The 21,334-nt window shown below is 36.9% G+C and carries 16 protein-coding genes; 5 read left to right on the top strand and 11 right to left on the bottom strand.

The window, feature by feature from the left end; translation table 11 throughout:
- The first annotated feature begins 540 nt into the window (after positions 1-540).
- From ABMY41_RS18335 to ABMY41_RS18315, 5 genes are all read left to right on the top strand, one after another.
- Positions 541-1,014, top strand: coding sequence for a hypothetical protein (locus tag ABMY41_RS18335; protein ID WP_349275816.1), 474 nt, complete (start codon positions 541-543; stop codon positions 1,012-1,014).
- Between the two features lie 13 nt (positions 1,015-1,027).
- Positions 1,028-2,605: a hypothetical protein gene (locus ABMY41_RS18330; RefSeq protein ID WP_349275815.1), complete on the top strand. Its 1,578-nt coding sequence runs from the start codon at positions 1,028-1,030 to the stop codon at positions 2,603-2,605.
- Positions 2,598-5,396 (top strand): site-specific integrase, encoded by a 2,799-nt coding sequence (locus ABMY41_RS18325; protein ID WP_349275813.1) that lies wholly within the window; start codon positions 2,598-2,600, stop codon positions 5,394-5,396. Before ABMY41_RS18330 ends, ABMY41_RS18325 begins: the two co-directional genes overlap by 8 nt.
- Positions 5,393-6,679 (top strand): hypothetical protein, encoded by a 1,287-nt coding sequence (locus tag ABMY41_RS18320; protein ID WP_349275811.1) that lies wholly within the window; start codon positions 5,393-5,395, stop codon positions 6,677-6,679. The genes ABMY41_RS18325 and ABMY41_RS18320 overlap by 4 nt, the downstream gene beginning before the upstream one ends.
- A gap of 261 nt (positions 6,680-6,940) precedes the next feature.
- On the top strand, positions 6,941-8,095 hold the full coding sequence (locus ABMY41_RS18315) for a DUF3596 domain-containing protein (protein WP_349275809.1): 1,155 nt from the start codon (positions 6,941-6,943) through the stop codon (positions 8,093-8,095).
- Positions 8,096-8,245: 150 nt separating this feature from the next.
- Here the strand turns inward: ABMY41_RS18315 and glmM are convergent, their stop codons facing one another.
- The 11 genes from glmM to ABMY41_RS18260 form a co-directional block, all read right to left on the bottom strand.
- Complete coding sequence (gene glmM, locus ABMY41_RS18310; protein WP_349275807.1) at positions 8,246-9,601, bottom strand: phosphoglucosamine mutase; 1,356 nt, start codon at positions 9,599-9,601, stop codon at positions 8,246-8,248.
- A 154-nt stretch (positions 9,602-9,755) separates the two neighbouring features.
- Positions 9,756-10,673, bottom strand: coding sequence for a UTP--glucose-1-phosphate uridylyltransferase GalU (gene galU, locus ABMY41_RS18305; protein WP_349275805.1), 918 nt, complete (start codon positions 10,671-10,673; stop codon positions 9,756-9,758).
- A gap of 47 nt (positions 10,674-10,720) precedes the next feature.
- Positions 10,721-11,887: a nucleotide sugar dehydrogenase gene (locus tag ABMY41_RS18300; protein WP_349275803.1), complete on the bottom strand. Its 1,167-nt coding sequence runs from the start codon at positions 11,885-11,887 to the stop codon at positions 10,721-10,723.
- A gap of 86 nt (positions 11,888-11,973) precedes the next feature.
- Positions 11,974-13,050 carry a UDP-N-acetylglucosamine--undecaprenyl-phosphate N-acetylglucosaminephosphotransferase gene (gene wecA, locus ABMY41_RS18295; RefSeq protein WP_349275801.1) on the bottom strand — a complete coding sequence of 359 codons (1,077 nt, stop codon included), beginning with the start codon at positions 13,048-13,050 and terminating at the stop codon, positions 11,974-11,976.
- Between the two features lie 144 nt (positions 13,051-13,194).
- Positions 13,195-13,956, bottom strand: a complete 762-nt coding sequence (locus ABMY41_RS18290; RefSeq protein ID WP_024600859.1) for an IS5 family transposase — start codon at positions 13,954-13,956, stop codon at positions 13,195-13,197.
- An 87-nt stretch (positions 13,957-14,043) separates the two neighbouring features.
- Positions 14,044-15,273: a glycosyltransferase family 4 protein gene (locus ABMY41_RS18285; protein WP_349275799.1), complete on the bottom strand. Its 1,230-nt coding sequence runs from the start codon at positions 15,271-15,273 to the stop codon at positions 14,044-14,046.
- Positions 15,273-16,919: an alginate lyase family protein gene (locus ABMY41_RS18280; protein ID WP_349275797.1), complete on the bottom strand. Its 1,647-nt coding sequence runs from the start codon at positions 16,917-16,919 to the stop codon at positions 15,273-15,275. The genes ABMY41_RS18285 and ABMY41_RS18280 overlap by 1 nt, the downstream gene beginning before the upstream one ends.
- Positions 16,916-17,797, bottom strand: coding sequence for a glycosyltransferase family 2 protein (locus tag ABMY41_RS18275; protein WP_349275795.1), 882 nt, complete (start codon positions 17,795-17,797; stop codon positions 16,916-16,918). Before ABMY41_RS18275 ends, ABMY41_RS18280 begins: the two co-directional genes overlap by 4 nt.
- Positions 17,784-18,965 carry an O-antigen ligase family protein gene (locus tag ABMY41_RS18270; RefSeq protein WP_349275793.1) on the bottom strand — a complete coding sequence of 394 codons (1,182 nt, stop codon included), beginning with the start codon at positions 18,963-18,965 and terminating at the stop codon, positions 17,784-17,786. The genes ABMY41_RS18275 and ABMY41_RS18270 overlap by 14 nt, the downstream gene beginning before the upstream one ends.
- A complete protein-coding gene (locus ABMY41_RS18265) occupies positions 18,952-20,058 on the bottom strand; it encodes a glycosyltransferase family 4 protein (protein ID WP_349275791.1) in 1,107 nt (368 codons plus the stop codon). The genes ABMY41_RS18270 and ABMY41_RS18265 overlap by 14 nt, the downstream gene beginning before the upstream one ends.
- 4 nt (positions 20,059-20,062) lie before the next feature.
- A complete protein-coding gene (locus ABMY41_RS18260; protein ID WP_349275789.1) occupies positions 20,063-21,142 on the bottom strand; it encodes a polysaccharide pyruvyl transferase family protein in 1,080 nt (359 codons plus the stop codon).
- Between the last annotated feature and the right edge of the window lie 192 nt (positions 21,143-21,334).

Here is a 21,334-nt window from a genome sequence, read left to right as displayed (position 1 = left end):
GTAAAACAGCACAAAGGCCGTAAAGACTCGATACGCAGTAAGTGTGTTAGGGCTAGTTTTGACGATGAATTCAGGGCTGAGCTTATCTTTGGTTAATACTTGTTAACAAAGTATGCTCTCACCCTGACCTAACCACACAACCAATAAGCATTTTTGTTAATTTGCCTATAGGTCTCTTTTTTGTGTCCAAAATTTATCAAAACAAAATTGCATAAGTATATTTTCAATAACTTAGCATTTTTGACTGCGATTTTTTATATGGGACACGAAACCTAAAAATCACTAACCAATTGAAATAAAAAACTTACAAAAATTTAAAGAGTACATATTAAAAGCTCTATTTTGGAGCTTATCAAGAGCTCTAATTACGATTCACTCTGTACTTATGGAGTGAGCTGTTGCTTTGTTCTCATCCAGCAAAGTAACTCTTTTTACTACGGCTTCGATTATGTAGGCCTTATTAACATGTCCTAATCGTCACAGCAGCGAAATGAAAACTTTATGCTCTTTTGATGATTAAAACGTATAGAGAAGCTAATTATGAAATACAAACAAAAATCGATACCACTTTCAAAGGCTAAGCTGAAGCCTCACCCGCTACTAATTGAATTAACCAAAAATGATGTGATACAGCTAAGAGCAAACCAAAGTATCGATGACTTACCTATAGAAGTAATACAGTCATTATTAGACTTGCACCCATTAGCTGTGTTTTTTGATACTGACGATAATAGCTATTTAACACTTACAGCAAGCAGCATAATTGAACGCTTTAAAGCACATCCACTGAAAGCGAAATTAAACTTAAGACTGCTTATTTACCCGCAAGAAGTTACCGAACAAGTTCTTCTGACAACTCTACTCTTTGACGGTGCATTAACGCTTTTTTCAAAAAGCAATTTAAGTACAAATATTAAACACCGTCTTAATTGCATTAAAGAGCAAGGGATAGCGACACCTAAACAATATGTATTGGCAAATCTAGCTAATACATCTCCTTCAACTTTTCGGTAATGGAGTGCTAAACATGGGCATATCGGAGCATATTGCGAGAAGTAACCGTTTAAGGAATGCCGGTGGTCGCTACCCTAATGCATTAGCGCACGCCACAACATTAGCTATTATGTTGATAAAGCTAGCTAGAGTTGATGCTAAAGCTCGTCCAGCAATGACTGCAGTAGCACTATTCATGTGGTTAACACTAGGCTGGAAGTACATTAGTTCGGCAAGTGATATTCCTGATTTTATAAAAATACCTGCCACAAAACCTTGTAAAAAGCACACTTTTCGCACTTATTATGATGGTACAGTATCGTGGGCTGAGTATGCGAAACCCTATAAATACAAAAACCGTATTGTGTATTTATGGCAACCTATGCCGACCTATTTAAATGTATTTTTTCAACGCTTTATTAGCGATCACACTTACGGTACGCCTTTTTTAAATCTCAAAAACAAAGCACATTTATTTGAGATAATAAAGGCAGCATGGAAAACACCGAATACATTAAAAGATAACCCTCGCGTTAACAAAAATACCTTCCAGCATTATTTTATTAATTGTGCTCAGGCGGATAACACACTAGGTGCAATAGTTCGATCACAGCTAATAACGAATAATAGAGCACATCATTCTAGCGCGATATATTACCAACAGTTAAATACTGATCGTATCCGTGGCAAGATATTTAATGCGCATAACCGCTACTTATCACGCCTTATTAACGCAGCAAAAAAAGCTGAACTCCACGTATATTTTGAGCTCTTTCTGGAAGAGTATTCTGTAAACCTTATTAATACGTCAATAACAGAGGCCGACTATTTATCGCAACCTGGTGAGATAAGTCAGTTTGAACTCGATATCACACAAAACAGTCGTGATAAAAAGCGCACTCCAGCGATTTTAATAGGCAGTGCTCGATCACTTGAAGATAACCACGTCAGTCACTTTTTCCAAAAAGTACATGCGTTAGTCGTAAATGCTAAAGAAAGTGTCTTGGCTAAAGGCCCTCGTTCAAAAACATATTTAGCAAATCAATCGGCGCTGCGAGATTACTATAATAAAGCAACCTATCGTATTGCATTACTGTTTATTGTTCTTACTGGCGCAAGGCCTACACATAGCATCAGTATATTATCAATTTATTACTCAGGCTCTGATGTTGTATTTATCAAAGATAAAGGTGTCCTTAGGCAGCTAATACTCTGTGATTACTTGCAACAAGAGATTAAACAGTATTTATCCTTACAATCAGTTATTCGTACACAACTCAGCATACATACTGAATTAGATGAGCTTTGGTATACGTGTAGTGAGAAAAACATCCCGAAGGCCCTAACAAGTCGCGAACTTCGTTTATTCATGCATCAAATTTGGCCCAATGTAGTGCCTTATCAATTGCGCCACTTTTTTAGTTTCTGTGCTAATAGCCATATGTTTTCAGACAAGCTATATGACAACGATATCGATCGGCTGATGGGGCATGAAAATCTGGGAGAGCGCCTCGGAAGCGATATGTTGTTCTCACCTCGATTCGAAGCAATTAAAGGTTTTTTAAATACACTACCGAAGCGTTTAGGACTGAAGGATTTAACTTATGTCTGAAAAATTTATACATCAGCATGCAAAAAAAATTGCTGAGTATTTGACTCAATCTTGGCCATTAAAGACAACAGAAGATGACATCTTTTGGGTATTAGAACACTGGCAAATAACAGAAAAGAAAACGCGTATTGTCGATAATACCGATCTCAGCAAGATCACTCAGCAGATCAATGCTATTCCGACCGGGAAGCAACGAGCATATAAGCAGGCGCTTGAGGGGATTCTTTTTTATTTGGGAGAAGCGTGTCATTGGCAATTACCAGCACTTATAAAAAACACAATCAGTGACACCAACCATCAACATTTTGAAGAGCTTGCAAAAGGTGCAGCGCACGCACATAAAATTTTTGCATGCTACCAACAACAAAAAACGTATTTTTTTGATACAAGGGGCTCATTAACACCGTGCTTTATAGCATTAATAATTGGCTTTGAGATAGCCCCCTTATCGCTTGAGCATATCAGCGCTATTTTAAATAATCCGAATTCGATTATAGATAAAGAAGGTAATCCACGCCTTGCTATTACTCACATGGGGTATGGGGCAGATGAATTAAGAACAACTCATTACTATTTATCAATCGAAAGCTATCGTTTCTTAGAGGACTATTATGCGCAGTCACCTCCAAGAATAAGCTCAAAATGTTTGTATGCAGACTTATCAAGTTGGTTGGAAGAAAATGGGTTACCGGCCTGTAGTATTAAACAGATATGGCCGAAACGATTTCAAATCCATTGGTATCTTCGTTTTCAGCTACCGCCTGTTTTCGTTAAGGATTTGGCTAACCCTGAGCGGTATGTCGGTCTATCAAAATCCACTACTCTATCAAAAATAAGAGAGGCCGGGATTTATGCTATCGATTGGGATACCAAATGGTTTGATTCATTAACTAAATTACAAAAAAAAGTGCGTTGGCCTCATGAAGACTTACTCAAACACTCTGAAAGTTTCAGCACTGTCGAAACACCGCCGTGGGATGCCAATAACATTCTACCGCGCTTGTTATTTGATTACACAAAACAGCTGCTTGTGTATGGGGGAGTAAAAAAAGCGTCCCTTGCATTAGGATCGATTAAAAACTACACCTCACTTAAAAGTAAACTTGAGCCCTACCCTCTGTGTTACGCAGAGGCTATTAGCGAAGAGGCTATTAATGGGTGGGCTCAAACTGTCTATGACTCGATAGACTCCGATATAGTAAAAGGCACCTTTTATAATTTTTTACGCTTTTTAAGCTACCAAGAACAAACAGATACACTCGATTTATCTAGCTTTAGCTCACCTCTGGTAGCGCCATCGGTGAGTCCTGGTCGATTAACTGTTGACGAATTGGACCGTCTACTGGAAGTGCTTTTATCGAGCAAAACTAACAACCCTTTTCGTAGTTTATTTGGTGCGATTGCAGCATTATTAGGGTTTTACGCTATGTTGCGTCGTGGTGAAGTTCTAAGGTTACGCCGTAAAGATATTCGATTTAAACCAGGTACTGGTCTTATAACGATCACGGTAACTAATACATCAGAAGGCAACACCAAAAGCAACACCACTCGCATGGTGTACACCACACTTCCTGTGCAGTACCGCCTGTTATTTATATATCTATTTGAAATAAAAGAGAACATACCTCGCGAGGAACCTTTGTTGGGGTTTGAAGGCGAGAAATACCATTCACGCCAGCTTTATTACTTATTACCTGTGTCGCGTGCTTTACGGTATTTATTTGGTATGCATCTTAATTTTCATCATCTTCGCCACAGTGGTGTACATCTGTTTATGCTGCAAACACTACATTTCGTGATCGATACACCAAATGAACACCGAGGGAAAACTCCATTAGAGCAAGAAGTGCTTTCAAACGACTCGGTGACTACTCGTTTCGATTATTGGTTTGAAGGCAGAGCTGTTAACGAAGTGAATGATGCTGCTTTTTTAGATGAAATGGGTTTGCAAATTGGTCACCTCTACTATGACACAACAAGGTGGTCGTATTTGCATGATATTGAATGGCTACTCCCTATTATTAGTCGTGCCCATGCACCGTATGTTCTTCATGAATATACGCACAGTGAGCTGCGCTATTTATTAGGGCTACACCCTAAATCTAACGACCTATCTCGAATACTACTTAGGCTCAGCCCTGAATACGCCAATAAAACACTGGGACAAAAACGCAGTCAACCAGTAAAAATGAGTGATAGGCAGCTCAGAGAGGTCATACTTGGCAAAAAGAGTGAAGCGGAAAAAACGAGTACAACTATTGAGCTTGCCTCAATGTGGAAAAAATCAATTCATAGTAGCGAACACTCGTTACTGGGTTTTATTTTTGAAGCCATGTTTGAACATAAAGCACTCGACTTCAGTGCACTTAGCTTTATATGGGGTAATGGCAGTAAGCATCATATTCAACCGGTTTCTAAAAAGCAGCATACAGCTCTAAGCAATCTACCTCCCGTTGCACTTTCTGATGATGGTCAATCATTACAAATAACGCTGGCCTGCAATAGCAAAAACGCTCGTGCATTTACCACCGCTTTTAGACATAGCGATTGGGGCTGGTTAACTAGCAAATTTGTATTATCCGTTAATCGAAAAACCAATATCGAACGACAAAAACAGCTGCTTAAAGCACAGTTCGCTCAGAAAAATGAAGTCATTCAAATCACTAAACATGCTACAGGAGAAACAACATTAACTATTTATTTAACACCCAAAAAGCCTCTTTCACCTAGTGTGCTCAAGTTTACACATAAATTTATTCAATCATTCAAATACAATAAGGAACAACCATGAAGATTAAAATTCCTAGTAATAAAAAAGCACTATTCGAAAGCATCACGGAGGTTATTGATACTCGTTATTTTGATAACCTAGCAACCGTATTAATAAATAAAAAAGAAGAGTCGATTGCAATAATAGCGGGTAAACCGCCTTTATGCTCGCACAGTAAATTTACACTTGATAAATCTTCTAGTCATGTAAAAGACACACAATTTTCTATAGATGGCAGTTTTATAAAGCAGCTCCCAAACTATTTTAGTAAAGATGAAGACATTGAATTCAGTGTTCACACCTCCTTTTCAAATGCGACATCAGTTGAATTAATCCATAAAGACACTAAAAGCAGCGAAAATGCACTGCGTCGGTGTGAGTGTGTTGATGTATATGAAGCGCATTTAGCTTATCTCAAAGAAAGTGCACAGCGCCCAACCTCAACTGTTTCTAAAGCTACAATAGAGCGAGTTATATATGAGGCAAAACAAAATATGCCTTTAGAATTATGTGAAATGAACGCAGAAAAACAATATTGTCGAGTTCAACGCGATGGAAATGTAGAGGAAGTGCACCTACCTGACAACCTAAATCTAGCGGTTTCAATGGTTTTGACAGAGGAGATTATCCGTGAGGTTGATAATGTATGTAAAGCAACAGAAGGCGATGAAATTGAAGTTGCCCAACAAGGTGAATCAATCACCTTTAAAACACCGGAAGTCACAGTCACTTATTCATTGGCCGGCGTTGAAGAGTTTTACGCAAAGAAGCCTCTTAAATTCATTAACGAAAAACATGTTGTAGTAGATTTCCTTGCACTTAAAAATGAAGTTAGGCACTGCTCAGCTGAGTATAAAACTATTAAAAAATCAGATAATGCACTCTTATATTTAAGCGGTGATAAAGCCGCTATTGCATTTATTATGCCCCCTTTTGAATTTGTGCACCCAATCGCGGTAACTCAAACGTGTAGCGAAACAAAAAATAGTGAGTCATTATATCGCTTTTCACTAAAAGCACTATTGGGCATTAACATTAGCGACTTAACCCAAGCGGAAAGTACGCGCCTCGACATTCTTAAGTACGAAAACGGCGAACGTAAATTAGGTGTGTATTTTTCACTTGAGAACACACTACCACATCGCACTATTTCGATTGAGAAAGATGAGAGCCAGTTTCCTAAAGTTGCAGCGTTGCTTGAAGAGTTAAATCAAAGTCAAGCTGGTACAAATGCTCGAAATACAAAGCGAGAAGTACAAGAGGATTTATTTGGGTACATTATGGATAAAGAGAAAGAGTATTAACGCTGAAAAGCACTAGACAGATATACAGTATTTACTATATTTTATAAGTGAAATTCTAGTCAGTAGCGCAATTTTGTACTTAGTGTATGGTATTCGCATAACTGACAATAAAATAAGCAGTTGGGGTAGAGAGACTGGAACCTCCCTACCCCGTACCGGCTGCTCCGCGTTTAAACCGACCCAGCCGATGGCTTAATTCTAGCGAATTCCATTGGTGAGGGATAGATCTATTTATAGATCCATTAACTAATGGAGGCCATTATGGCTCACATTCGCATTCGTCCTAACGGACGTATTCAATTTGATTTACACCTTTATGGGCAACGCTTTCGTGAAGGCACTAAGCTCATGGCAACGCCGGCTAATTTAAAAAAAGCCAATACCCTACTCAAAAAAATGAATGCGGAAATTGATTTAGAAACGTTTCAATACCGTAATTATTTTCCTGAGAGTAAAAAAGTGGCGAAGTTTGAAGCTCTACAGCGCAGTAAACACCCCGATCGCCTTCACCCATTTTTTAACGACTACGCCAATGAGTGGTTCGATCGTCAAAAAGCCAAATGGAAAAGCAGTTACCAAAGCGTTGTACGCAATACCCTCGATACCTATTTGATCCCTGAATTTGGTAATATATTGGTAAGCGAAATTACATTGGCCAATGTGGATTATTTTCGTGAAAGCTTAACGTTGATAGAAAAAAATGGCCGACGAAAGCTCACCAACAAGCGTATTAATGGCATTTTATGGCCGCTTATTGCAATTTTAAGCTTGGCGGCTGAAGAGCATAACTTTCCTTACCCTATGCGCCGATACAAAATACTTAAAGAAGAGCGCGCTGACTCTAACCCATTAACGGCTGATGAGGTTCAACGGTTTTTAGAAGCAGTGCCTACACAGTGGCAAGATTACTTTAAAGTGCGTTTTTGGACAGGTATGCGCAGTTGTGAGGTGCATGGCTTACGCTGGGAGGACATTGATTTTAACCATCGTCTTATTCGTATTCGCCATAATTGGGTTAATGGTGAGTTGTGTGATGTAAAAACGCCTAAGTCACGCCGCGAATTAAAAATGTGCGATACGCTCTATACACTATTTAACCGCTTAAAAGAGCAAGCAAGTAGTGACTTTGTATTTACTCATAAAGACAACCCACTCGATAATCACTTTGTGAGTAAACAGCTGTGGTATCCCACATTAAAAAAAGCTGGATTAGCACGTAGGCGCCCTTACGAAACACGCCACACTGCGGCTGTGCTGCATATTGCCGCACATGAAAACCCGTTATATATTTCACATATGTTAGGGCATAGCGATACACGTTTATTATTTGAGGTTTATGCGCCATATGTAGCTAATGCATCTAGGCAGGATGGGTATGCATTTAATGAAATGATGATTGAGCGTGGGATTGCTTAGCAGGGTTAAGTTGGGGTATGCGTGCTTCTAACCGCATTAACGTTTTCAAATAGGGATATTAGTAATAACGCCTAAATGGCCAACAAGCAGAGCGTTTCTCGAGATAGCGTACGGAGTGAGTGTACACTCACCCCCTACTAGTAATACGTTTTACAATAACGCTTTAATTGCACTTGCAATATGCTCAGCTTGCGCTTGCGAGGCCACCGAATCGGTAGACTCAACCATAACGCGGATGAGTGGCTCAGTGCCTGATTTACGCAATAAAACACGCCCAGTGTCCGCCAATATACTTTCGGCATCAAGTACAGCTTGCTTTACTGAATCAGTATTAAGTATTTCATCGGCATTATTTTGTGTTAAACGCACATTTAAAAGTACTTGCGGTAGTTTTTGCACACCCGCTACGTAGTCTTTTAATGATTGCTTTTGCTGTATAAGCGCGGTTAGCACTAAAAGTGATGCAACTATACCGTCACCCGTGGTCGCATAGTCTAAGTGTAGAATATGGCCAGAGCCTTCACCGCCTAGTTTCCAACCGGTATTTTTAAGTTGCTCAACAACATAGCGGTCACCTACTTTTGCGCGCTTAAATGGTATATCCATGTCTTTAAGCGCAAGCTCTAAGCCCAAATTCGACATAAGCGTACCTACAACACCGCCATTCATATTACCTTGTAGCTTCGCCGCTTTTGCCAGAATATATAAAATTTGGTCGCCATCAACAACGTTGCCCGCATCATCAACCAGCATTAGCCTGTCAGCATCACCATCAAGGGCAATACCTAAGTCTGCATTATTTGCTACTACGGCAGATTTCAAGCTATCTAAATGGGTAGCGCCGCATTGCTCATTAATATTTAAACCATCTGGTTTGTCATTAATGCTGATCACCTCTGCGCCTAACTCTGAATAAACATTAGGGGCAATGTGATACGCTGCGCCATTAGCGCTATCTACAACTATTTTTAAGCCTTCAAGGGTTAAGTCTTTGGCAAATATGCCTTTGCAAAACTCAATGTATCGGCCGGCGGCATCATTAATACGCCTTGCTTTACCTAAACGCTCTGAGCTTACACACTGCATTGCATCATTTTTTAATGCTTGTTCAAGCAAGGCTTCAATTTCAAGTTCCTGCTCGTCATTAAGCTTAGTGCCAAAGTTATTAAAAAATTTAATCCCGTTATCGTAGTATGGGTTGTGTGAGGCACTAATTACTACGCCGGCATCGGATCTAAACGTTGATGCTAAATAAGCAACCGCGGGGGTAGGCATTGGGCCAACAAAGGCGACATTTACACCGGCAGCAGAAAGGCCTGCTTCCATTGCCGACTCAAACATATAACCGCTATTACGTGTATCTTTACCGATTAAAATCTCTTTAGTACCGCTTGAGGCTAAAACCGTACCTGCAGCCCATCCCAGTTTCATTGCAAAATCTGGTGTGATAGGAAACGTGCCTACTTTGCCTCTTACACCATCGGTACCAAAATACTTACGCGACATGATTATTCCTTTATATTTAATCAGTTTAAATTATTTAAAATAAAGCAGGGTTAAAAAAGTGAAAAAGCGCGGCTTAAAGCCGCGCTATAATCAAGTTTTTACTATATGCTGAATAGCTTAACAGCTCATAGTGTCAAACTTTAAGCTAATATTATTATAGATTAACGACATTACTAGTTTGTGCGTCATCACCATTCACGAGCGTAGTTAAGTATTTACCAAATTCGTCGCCAAGCTTAGCATCTCGCATGCCGTACTCAACAATCGCTTTTAAGTAACCTAGCTTATCGCCACAGTCGTGCGAGCGACCACTCATGTGAAAGGCTTCCACCGTTTCTTGTTTCATTAGCTCATCAATTGAATCAGTTAACTGTATTTCGCCGCCTGCGCCAACCGGTGTTTTAGCAAGTAGTGGCCAAATAGTTTTACTCAGTACGTAGCGCCCTACCACCGCTAGGTTAGAGGGGGCTTTGTCTGCATCCGGTTTTTCAACCATGGTTTTAATAGCTGCACTAATGCCAGGAGTGAGCTGCACACTATCGATATCAGCAATACCATATTTACTTACATCTTCTTGCGCTACAGGCTCCAACATAATTTGGCTTGCACGTGTCTCGCTAAAGCGCTTTAACATCGCTGCAAGATTCTCTGTCTTTTGGTCTGCCGTATAAGCATCGAGTATTACATCAGGCAATAAAACAATAAAATCATCGTCGCCCACAATGGGCTTGGCACATAAAATAGCATGCCCTAACCCTTTTGCTTCACCTTGGCGCACACTCATAATGGTTACATCAGCTGGGCAAATAGAGCGCACTTCTTCAAGCAAGGCACGTTTAACACGCTTTTCAAGCGTGGCTTCAAGCTCATAACTTGTATCAAAGTGATTTTCAATGGCATTTTTAGAGCTATGCGTGACCAGTACAATCTCTTTAATATCCGCGGCGATACATTCAGCAACAATGTATTGAATAAGCGGTTTATCTACAATGGGGAGCATCTCTTTTGGAATGGCTTTGGTCATAGGCAGCATACGTGTGCCAAGCCCAGCAACAGGAATTACAGCTTTCATAGGTAGTCCTTTATTTCTAAATTAATTATTTTTAATATCGGGTAAGGTTAATCACTACCAAATAAATCGCGCGTATACACTTTATCTGCTATATCACTCAGCTCTTCCACCATACGGTTTGATACGACCACATCAGCGAGTTGCTTAAACTCATTTAAGTCTTTAATTACCCGTGAGTGATAAAATTCCTCTTCTTCAAGCACCGGCTCATACACAACCACTTCAATACCTTTGGCTTTTATACGCTTCATTATGCCTTGTATAGCAGAGGCTCTAAAGTTATCAGAGCCTGTTTTCATTACTAAGCGATAAACGCCCACGATATTAGGGCTGCGCTTTATGATTGAGTCTGCAATAAAGTCTTTACGTGTAGTATTAGCATCTACAATCGCACCTATAATATTATTTGGCACGTCTTGATAATTCGCGCGTAACTGTTTGGTGTCTTTTGGTAAACAGTAACCACCGTAACCAAACGACGGGTTGTTATAATGATTGCCTATACGTGGGTCTAAACCTACACCTTGGATAATTTGCTTTGAGTTCAAGCCGTGTGCTTCTGCGTAGCTATCAAGTTCATTAAAGTAAGCAACCCGCATAGCAAGGTAGGTGTTAGAAAATAACTTAATCGCTTCCGCTTCCGTTGAGTCAGTGAATAGCACTTCAACGTCTTGTTTAATTGCACCTTGCTTCAGTAAATTAGCAAAAATAGTGGCGCGCTCACTTTGCTCACCCACAACAATGCGTGACGGATGCAAATTGTCGTACAGCGCTTTACCTTCACGTAAAAACTCAGGTGAGAATAGTAAGTTGTCAGCCTTAAGCTGCTTTTTAATATCAGCCGTAAAGCCAACCGGAATAGTCGACTTAATCACCATAACCGCATTAGGGTTATGCGCTATAGTGTCTTTAATAACCGCTTCAACCGAGCGTGTATTAAAGTAGTTTGTTTCTACATCATAATCCGTTGGGGTGGCGATGATAACAAAATCAGCGTTTTCATAGGCCACTTTTTTATCGGTGGTTGCTGTGAAGTTTAAATCATCACGCAGTAAAAATTCACTAATTTCAGTATCAACAATTGGTGATGTCTTATCGTTTAAAAGCGCAATTTTGTGCTCATCAATGTCTAATGCCACCACTTCATTGTGTTGTGCTAAAAGCATTGCATTTGAAAGGCCTACGTAGCCCGTCCCTACTACAGCAATTTTCATGGTATTCCTTTAAAGTTAACTAATTCTGAAAACAATTTTTTAAAAAATATTTCTAGTTATAAATCTATAACTATTTGATAATTCAATTACTGATTAATAGAATATTTCTTTTCTGGTAAATTTAATTTACGTCTAAAAAAGTTCATTACAGTACAGTAATTAATAAGTACTAATAAATATGCAGTAAATAAAATAACAAAGCCATAAAACATTAAAAATTCAGGTATTAAAAACACCTCACCTATTACACCAATACCTGCAAAAACAGCAGCAATAGAGCATATTAAAATAAGGGTTTGTGTAGGTGAGCAACCTAAGCGCTGGCATATATGATGTAAATGCTCACGGTCTGGCTTAAATGGAGACTTCCCTTGCTTAACGCGGCGAATCATTATTGCCACCATGTCCATTAATGGTACCGCTATTAACCACAATGCAGTGACAGGACGAATCATTGCATTACCTGGTGTTTGGCTGGCGCCAATTAATAACCAAATAACAGTAAAGCCTATCATCATACTGCCGGCATCGCCCATAAATACTTTACGCTCACGCCCAACTAGACCAAGGTTCATAACAATGTATGGAATCATACAAACAACAAGTAATAAGCATAAATAACTTAAGCTTTCTTCACCTACCAAGCTAAGTAAAATACCTAAACTTGCGAACGTAACTACTGACAGTCCTCCTAGCAGACCATCAATACCATCAACCATATTAAATGCGTTAATACATCCAATAACTGCAAAAATTGTAATAACGGTAGATGAGTAACCTAGGTCAATATTCCCAAAACCAACCAAATTACCCAGTGTATGTAGGTTAGCTCCAGCATAATAAATCATTGCAAACGAAATAAAGGCTTGTACAGCCATACGTATTTTAACACTTAAATCAAAGCGATCGTCCAGTGCACCCACTGCCGTTAAACAACATATGCACAACATATATAAATTTGCGTGATTAATCATACCTTGGTGCGAATAAATGTAATTTACTATAGTGATACATATAGCAATTCCGCCCACAAGAGGAATATTTCCAGAATGTAACTTTCGCCCGGATGGTTTATCGACAAGACCTACTTTACGTGCAGCCTTACGCATTAAAAATAAAATAGCAAAAGCGATAAAAAAAGTAAAAAGAAGATCCAAAAACATAATTAATCCATACTGAGTAACAACATTAAAAATTGTAAAAACAGTCTATTACTCTATGTAAATAACTACCAAAGCTAAAACCTGTTTTTTTAAATGAGTTTTTAAATATAAAACTAGGGGCTGTTGATCTTTGTAGTACATATATCAATCAGCCCACATTGGTAGCCACATCATAGTAAATGCTAAAGCGAGCATTGAATGATAATTTCGTTCAAGCTTTTCATACCGCGTGGCTATCCCTCTATATTGCTTAATACGGCCAAATGCATTCTCAACCAAGTGCCGATATTTATACATGCACCAGTCAATATCTTCATTGCCTACTAAACTGTTGCCCTTACGTGGAATAACGGGTGTAGCGTTATTATCACGAACAAACGCTCTCAGTTTTTCACTGTCGTAGCCTTTATCTGCGACAACCATATTACTTGTTGGGCAATTAGCTACGAGTGACTCTGCATGGACGATATCATGCGTATTTCCACAGGATAATTCATAATAAACAGGCAACCCTCCGCTATCGACTGCAAGATGAATTTTCGTAGAATTTCCACCTCGGCTCTTTCCAATTGATTCATTGTCAGCAGTTCTTGCACCGCAACTATGTTGATGAGCCCTGACAATACTGCCATCAATGAAGACCCAATCCATGTCCGCATCACGAGATAATGCGCGAAACAGTTCATTCAAAATCCCTTTTTTGGACCATAAATTAAACCGTCTGTAGATAGCACTCCAACGGCCAAAATCAGAAGGTAAATCTCGCCATGGAATACCTGTGCGCATCTTATACAGTATGCCTTCGAGCGTTTTTCTATGGTCGGGCTTATTATAAATTCGACCACTTAAGTACATTACTTTTGATAAGACATTCCATGTCCCGTCTGTTAGCATTAATCTTGGCATGTAGGTTCGGTGTAAAGTTTTCTGGCGAATTCAATTATACCTTATCTTCATGCTGTTTGTTTTTCATACCACAAAGATCAACACGCCCTAGCTTTTATTTAAAACTTTACTGAATATATCAAGCATTAATTTAGAGTTGGTAGCCCGACTAAATTTTGAAGCAGAGTTAATGCTAGCGGATTTAATACCCAAGAAGGCTTGATGATCAGTATAAAGTTGAAGTATCGCATGTTTTATTTGATTAATACTTTCACTATCAACAACTAAACCTGAACCTGTTTCTCTTATTATTTGCGTAGCTTCGCCCTCAGGCACGCTCATTATAGTAGGAATGCCCATGCCCATACATTCAAATATTTTAGAAGGAATAACAGATCTAAATAAATCGTTATTAACCAAAGGCACTAATGAAGCATCACATAATGACCATATTTTTGGCATCATTTCTTTTGGTTGTCGATCAATTAGTACAACATTTGAAAGATTTTTTTGAGCAACAAGATCAACTACTTTCTTTCTTGCTGCACCGCCTCCCGCAAATAAAATTCGAATATTGTCATTTTCTTTTAATTGCTCTGCAACATTAACAATAGCCTCTAAACCATGAGCCATACCATGAGTACCAACATAGCCGGCAACAAACTTACCTTGTAAATTATATTTGTTAGAAAGTTCGTTATCTTTTTCGCTTACAGGCTGATATTTAGCTAAATCAACACCATTTAAAACCACATCAATTTTCTCGCCATTAACACCGCGATCAATTAACTCTCTTTTAAATGCATTTGTAACAGAAATAATAGAATCAGCACGTTTATATAAAAACAACTCTAACCGTTCAAGCACTCTAATAGCAACGCTATCTTTCATAGCACCAACTGCAGTAATTGATGCGGGCCAAATATCTCTTAATTCAAATATAAAAGGTTTAAACCTAACAGCTGATAATGCCCAAGCACTAACTGCCGTAAAAAACTGAGGCGAGGTACCAACAACAATATCGGGCGATTTAACAAACAAGCCAGCAATAAAACTTGTAAACATAAAAGACACAAAATCTAAAACTCTTTTTATGAACCCTTCATTTGCTGTTATGTAAGTTTTAACCCGACGTACCTCTATGCCTTCTAAATATGATTTTGAGAACCAGCTATTACTATAACCTTCAAAAACCCGTCCTTCAGGGAAATTAGGAGCTCCAGTAATGACTGTTACTTTATGTCCGAGCTTAACCCACTCTTTTGCATGCTCAAAGGTTCTTGTTGCAGGTGCGTTTCCTTCAGGTGGAAAGTTATCTGTTATAAAAAGTATATGCATTAACCAAACCTTATCGAAATAATATTACTATTGTTAATTAGGTTGCAATTTAATTTGATATTAGGTATAGATGTTCCAAACTCAGGATGCCACGATGAAGGTAGAACCTCTATAGTCCCAATACTAGTAAACATGATTTTATCATTATTTGGCAAAGTAAGACGAACCTCATTATTTGTTAAACTTTCAGCTTTTATACTAGGGTGCAGATGAAAATGAGATACTCCTCTAGATTTATGAGGAGATATTTCATCTTTTATTTCAAGGCCTTCATCAGTAAATAACCAACTTCTTTGGTGGATAGGGCTTCCACTTAAACGAGTAAACCCGTCATGCGCACAAATTATTTCAATTGTACTTTTTGTTTGCTCTACTTTCTTTAGTAATGGGTACGCTCGTTTAGCTACCCTAAATCCGCTCCAAACTTCACTCGAATCATTACCATCGATGGTCAAAGTATTATGTGAAGCTGTTTTTCTTTGCCTTAAACGCTCGTTAGTCGTACCATAAACACTAGTTCCACTATTAACGAATAACCTATGGGTGCCAATACTCATTTCAAAAGATAAAGTATCAGCATGAGCATGGCCTGGGATATAATCTGGTCCGACACAAGCAACATCAATAATTGTTTTTTGCTTCTTATCATTAACAATTATATATCCACTCCTTTCGTAATGGATTAACTCTCGCTCAACATTTGTTTGTAAACATCTGTTTTCAAGGTCTGTAATGCTAATACCTAATTTTCTAGCATATTCAGATAGCTCTTCAAAGTCAGCCGCAATTCCAAAAGCCGAATCATTAAAAAATGATAGCTTCCCGTCTGGGTGGGAAAGATCCTTTGACCAAAGTAACATTTTTTTTATTATTGATTCCCAATTTTCAGCTTCAGCTAACAATTCACTCCGCTTACTTGAGTTAGCTAAGTTATAAAGATCAAGTAGATCTGCTAGTATAATGTTATGATACATTGGTGATAGCTCAAAGTTTCCTCCATCTTCAAGTACTTGCTCTGTCAACTCTGAATTTAGAATCTTTAAACCAGTTTTGAACCACTTTTTTGAATCCTCACATTCAAAAAAACAACCCGCAAAAATTAGTGCTTTTGCGTTTGCAAAGATATGATTACCCAGTAAATGGAATTCTAGTTTTTGTTTAAGAACGTGAGTCTGAAGCCATAAACTCTCTAAGGCATGCTTAGAGAGTTTATTTAGAGTCCAATGATACTTAATCCAGTTTACAATCCTTAAAGAAAGTGGGTATGGCTCCCAACCAACACCTTGGTTGAACGGGTTAGTACTAATCCAATTATTAATTACTATTTTATGGAGATTAATATGTGAAGAGGCCCTCTTGGTATTTAGATAATCAAAATAGTGTAAATTGTAAAGCCATAGCAAAGTTTTATCTTTGTTTTGCCAGTTAAGTAGCTCTCCTTTCTCATTTAGAAGTGAGACAGTGTTATCATCAACAAATTTATTCTCTAAAAGCTCGCATCTGAAAAATAGATTATAATTAAAAAATATTGGGTTACTTGGAGGGGACTTAAAATAAATTCTTCTAAACTTTCTATAAACTCGATTAAATATTTGAGTTAACTTTACGTGATAGATAGTCTCTAAAAATAAATATAATTTTTTCACCTTTTATAAAACCTTTTTATTGAATTTGCATTTAAGTACTTAAAAAATGAAACCTTATTATCTAAAATATATTTTATAGAGCGAAAAACCTCTTTAATCCCATAAATTCTACTCATATAAATTAGTGCCAAAGGAGACATTCCTATAATATGCTTTATATTATTCGGCAAATAATGATACATACGACAAAATACCTCTAAACGAACCCTGAATAGTTCAATGTTTTTTACTTGTGTTAAACTTCCTTCGGAAACAGTTACATTATACACGCAATCTAAATAGCATTTTATTTCTTTACTTTTTAAAGAACATTTCGCCGAAAACATACCATCGTTAGCAATTAAAGTTTCATCAAATAAAATTTCATTATCAACAACAAGCTTCCTTTTTATTACCTTACTCCATGGAACATAATGGGAAAATAGAAGTTTTATATTATTATTATAAGAGGGCTCTTTTAAGAATTCACATATTAAATCTTTATATTTAATATGTCTGCTCGCACTTTTATCTGTACCTGAATAGGTTGAACAGGGTACAAAAAAGATAATATCTTCTGCCTTCGCTTCACGTATAGCAGATAGTATTTTATTAATTCCATCTGTTACAAAGTAATCATCAGCATCTGCAAACACTAACCAACGACCACTAGCTACTTTTAAAGCGGTATTTCTCGCTCCTCCAGCTCCTTTTCCTCTTGTGTTTTTGATAAATTTCACATGTTTATTGTCATTAATTAAACTATTAGGAAGTAAAGGATAACTATTGTCATCTACTACTATCACCTCTATAACTTTGTTAACCGGTATAGAAAACAAAAGGTCTCGTAAAGATTCTGATGAGTTGTAATGGGGAATTATAATACTAAGTTGAAACATTATTGTGGTCTTTTTTTTGTATATGATAAATATTTAGCAAATATGCAAATATAAAAATAGGAATAAATAATCTTAATCCTACTATCGAATAAGACTTCATGAAATTAAAAATTAAGAAGATAAAAACACTATAAAACAAACCTAAACTCAATCCATTTCTGGCTTTATAAAGCACTATAAAGATAAATAGCAGGAATATAGTAAGAGTTATAATGCCAGCCTCGAATGCTAGCTCTAGGAATACATTGTGTGGATAGTAATAAGAATCAACGCCATAAACCTCCATACCAAACGTACCCAACCCTTTACCGAACAAAACAGATGAAAAGTTATCAAAGCCTACATTATACATTTCTTTAAGAGCATACAACCTTTCACTAACAGAGCTCCCTCCCCCAGTAAATAACAACTCCATTCTTGCGATAGTCCTTTCAAGCATCATATAAACACTTGAGTCCCCCCCTTCAAAAATATAGCTAAAAACGAAAAAAACTATGGGGACAATGTAAAAGAAGCGAAATAACGCCCCCTTTATCAGCGTTTTAAAATTAACTATGAAAAGTATAAAAAGGCTAATAAAAAGTCCTAATAAAGGACCTCTAGCACCAGAAATCAAAACTGCAATTAGATTGATTGATATAATAATTGAGTATAATAATTTGTTTTTAGGAAAAAAGTTCACAGCATAAAGAATAGATATACAAAGGTAGAATGGAAGGCTAAGGTATATACTCTTGACAACATCACCTTGACCAATAGCACTAGTGAATAACAACGGTAATAAATAAATAAAGTATAAAGCTGTCGGAACTGATAAAACACAAAACATATCTAAATAGCGTTTAGCTTTATAAATATTATAATTCAGGGTTAACAAATACAAACCAACCAGGAATCCTGGAGCTGTAGCAAGTAACTTATAAGAACCGACTTCTTCAGAGTCTGAAATGATCAAACTAAAAATTAAGCAGAATAAAAAAGCTAATAGAAGAAATACATCTGTAGACACTTTAATTCTTTTTTCAAGTGCTAAATATAAGCAACTAATAATAAAAAAAGATAATAAAGTTATATCGACAGCAAAGTAATATAGCTGCTTAATGATACTAGTGTATAAAAAAACAGATACAAAAAACGCAAAAGCTAAAAACAAACTATTTTTCTTCATTGTACAACCGGTTAATTATATCTAGCCATTCTACTTTCCATTTTTCATAACTAAAAGCACTTGAGACACTGCAGTAAGCATTTTTACTTAATTTGGTACGAAGTGTGCTATCTAAAATAAGCTTTTCGAGCCCTTTTTCGATTGCAATTGCGGTTGGATCGATAAGTAACCCATTAAATTCACTTAAGATTATATTTGTCATCCCACCTACATTACTTGCAATTACAGCACAACCAGAAGCCATTGCTTCCAGTAAACTTAATGAAGTACCTTCCCCTGCGATTGTAGGAACAACTGCAATGTCGAAGCGCTGATGAAACTCTAATGACTCATCTGCTGAGTATGATGTAATTCTAACTCTATTTTCATTTTTAAACACATCTTCAATATATGACTTCAATGGACCATCGCCAGCAAAAGTAACATTTATATTTTTATGTCTTTTTAAAAGATTTTTAATTGCATCACAAAAAATATATACACCTCTTTTTTCTATAAATCGTCGGGCGTACACTATTTCAATAACTTTCTTGTCCTTAAGAATACTTGGCTCACTATCTGGTAAAGAAGTAAAGTTGGGTATTGCAGTAATTTTTGTAGTCATATTACTTCTAGTATATGTTCTGTACCAATTTAAATAATTATAATCTACACATACAATATGATCAGCGACTGATGTCAGCTTTAAAGATTTGAGTCTTTGCCCTAATTTAAAAAGGTGACCTAATGGGCTCTTCATTAGCAAAGTTTTTACTTTTGACCCTGAGTTGGTGTAATCAAAGCCAATCCCATGTTGGATAGAAACTGATTTAAAGCCATATTTTGATACATTGCTATCCGTCCCCCAAATAACAATATCAGAGTTTGTAATATTCAACTCTTTATAAATTGGAATTTTTTTTACTTTATCAGTTGGCACTTCTATTACTGTAATAGCATTAACTTCAAACTTTTTAAATTCATCGCCGAGTTGACAAATAACTACTTTATGTTGCCCAGCAAGTGCTTGTCCCAGATTGTATAAATACGTCTGGATGCCACCAATACACAATTTACCATTTTCAAAAACTTTATTATGTAATATATAAATCATGACATTAACTCTTTGAATTGCTTCTTAAAAACGTATTAAACAACTCACTTACTTCAGTATACTTCTTATCCCTTATGGTATTTAGTTGAGATAGGTATTCTGAATAATGCTTATTTAAGTGCTCTACCTTAGTATATAAATCTGAAAGTTCAAAGCTCCCTTGCCAAATCAAACCTGTATTAAGAGAAGCTCCAATTCTGAGTTTTGGCTCAATTTCAATTGCAATAGCAGGAATACCTAATAATGTTCCATACACTACTCCATGAAACCTTGATGATATAAAAAATTTATATTTAGAAATTTTTTCTATAAACTGATTGGATGAGTCAGTTTTCGGCTCCCATTTAAGGAGTTCAATATCATGCTCCAGTGCAAAATCAATCCATTCTTTATCATGAGCGAACAATACAAGATCAGTAACATCCTTATTCTGAATTAGATACTCTTTAATGGCTGGGAAATGCTTACGACCAATATCATCATGAATCCAATCTCTTAAAATAACAGCACTTTTCTCACCACGCTCTATAATCGGTAGCTTTTTTATAAAGCATAAATCTGTATTTAGCTGAACTCCATTAATTTGATGTTTAAGACAGAAATCAAAGCTTTTTTGATCACGAACACTTAAAGACTCAAATGCTTTTAACTCTCTAATTATACGAACAAATTTTGGCGTATTTTCCGTATAAAAAGGCCCTAAACCTAGACCGATCCCAATTTTTTTTGTATAATTTATCCTTAAACCTCTGTTTAAAAGCTTATTAATTAAATAGGTTGGATTGATAAAGTGATACTTAATTTTAAATAATAATGAATTGGAAGAAGGAAATAAATAAAATTGTGTACCTCCACCGTATATATAGTAATCACACTCAATATCAATTACATCATTAGGGTGAAAGACATCAACTAATGGGTAATTCTTATTTAAATAACCCGAGTTTCTTGCAATAATAGCAACCCTACTTCCTTTAGGTAATTGGCTATAGATAACCTCGAATAGTGCATCATCACCAAAATTACCCGTTCCATATGCCCCTTTAACCACAAAGTCATACTTACAACTATCATTCTTTAACATTAAAATTCTCTTCAAACTTATTTGATATCGTAAAAATTAGTTTTTGATAAAACCTATTAGAATATGGGCCTTGTTGATCAAATGCAGCTCTCTAATAAACTCACTTAACTTACTGATATTTAGGCAGACCAAGGGTGTTGATCTTATTTAGCGCCTTCACTTTGATCATCGCTTCAACCAGTTGGCGATTGT

It is taken from the genome of Pseudoalteromonas sp. BZA4, from assembly GCF_040104395.1.
Lineage (GTDB): Bacteria > Pseudomonadota > Gammaproteobacteria > Enterobacterales > Alteromonadaceae > Pseudoalteromonas.
Note: the sequence above shows the minus strand (reverse complement) of the source record. Positions and strands in the feature narration are given on the sequence as shown.

Coding starts and splice junctions, on each gene's coding strand:
- ABMY41_RS18320 (WP_349275811.1), top strand. CDS start 5,393: ATGAAGATTAAAATTCCTAGTAATAAAAAAGCACTATTCGAAAGCATC.
- ABMY41_RS18270 (WP_349275793.1), bottom strand. CDS start 18,965: ATGAAGAAAAATAGTTTGTTTTTAGCTTTTGCGTTTTTTGTATCTGTT.
- galU (WP_349275805.1), bottom strand. CDS start 10,673: ATGAAAGCTGTAATTCCTGTTGCTGGGCTTGGCACACGTATGCTGCCT.
- ABMY41_RS18265 (WP_349275791.1), bottom strand. CDS start 20,058: ATGATTTATATATTACATAATAAAGTTTTTGAAAATGGTAAATTGTGT.
- ABMY41_RS18285 (WP_349275799.1), bottom strand. CDS start 15,273: ATGCATATACTTTTTATAACAGATAACTTTCCACCTGAAGGAAACGCA.
- ABMY41_RS18290 (WP_024600859.1), bottom strand. CDS start 13,956: ATGCCAAGATTAATGCTAACAGACGGGACATGGAATGTCTTATCAAAA.
- ABMY41_RS18335 (WP_349275816.1), top strand. CDS start 541: ATGAAATACAAACAAAAATCGATACCACTTTCAAAGGCTAAGCTGAAG.
- ABMY41_RS18315 (WP_349275809.1), top strand. CDS start 6,941: ATGGCTCACATTCGCATTCGTCCTAACGGACGTATTCAATTTGATTTA.
- glmM (WP_349275807.1), bottom strand. CDS start 9,601: ATGTCGCGTAAGTATTTTGGTACCGATGGTGTAAGAGGCAAAGTAGGC.
- ABMY41_RS18325 (WP_349275813.1), top strand. CDS start 2,598: ATGTCTGAAAAATTTATACATCAGCATGCAAAAAAAATTGCTGAGTAT.
- ABMY41_RS18260 (WP_349275789.1), bottom strand. CDS start 21,142: ATGTTAAAGAATGATAGTTGTAAGTATGACTTTGTGGTTAAAGGGGCA.
- ABMY41_RS18275 (WP_349275795.1), bottom strand. CDS start 17,797: ATGTTTCAACTTAGTATTATAATTCCCCATTACAACTCATCAGAATCT.
- ABMY41_RS18330 (WP_349275815.1), top strand. CDS start 1,028: ATGGGCATATCGGAGCATATTGCGAGAAGTAACCGTTTAAGGAATGCC.
- ABMY41_RS18300 (WP_349275803.1), bottom strand. CDS start 11,887: ATGAAAATTGCTGTAGTAGGGACGGGCTACGTAGGCCTTTCAAATGCA.
- wecA (WP_349275801.1), bottom strand. CDS start 13,050: ATGTTTTTGGATCTTCTTTTTACTTTTTTTATCGCTTTTGCTATTTTA.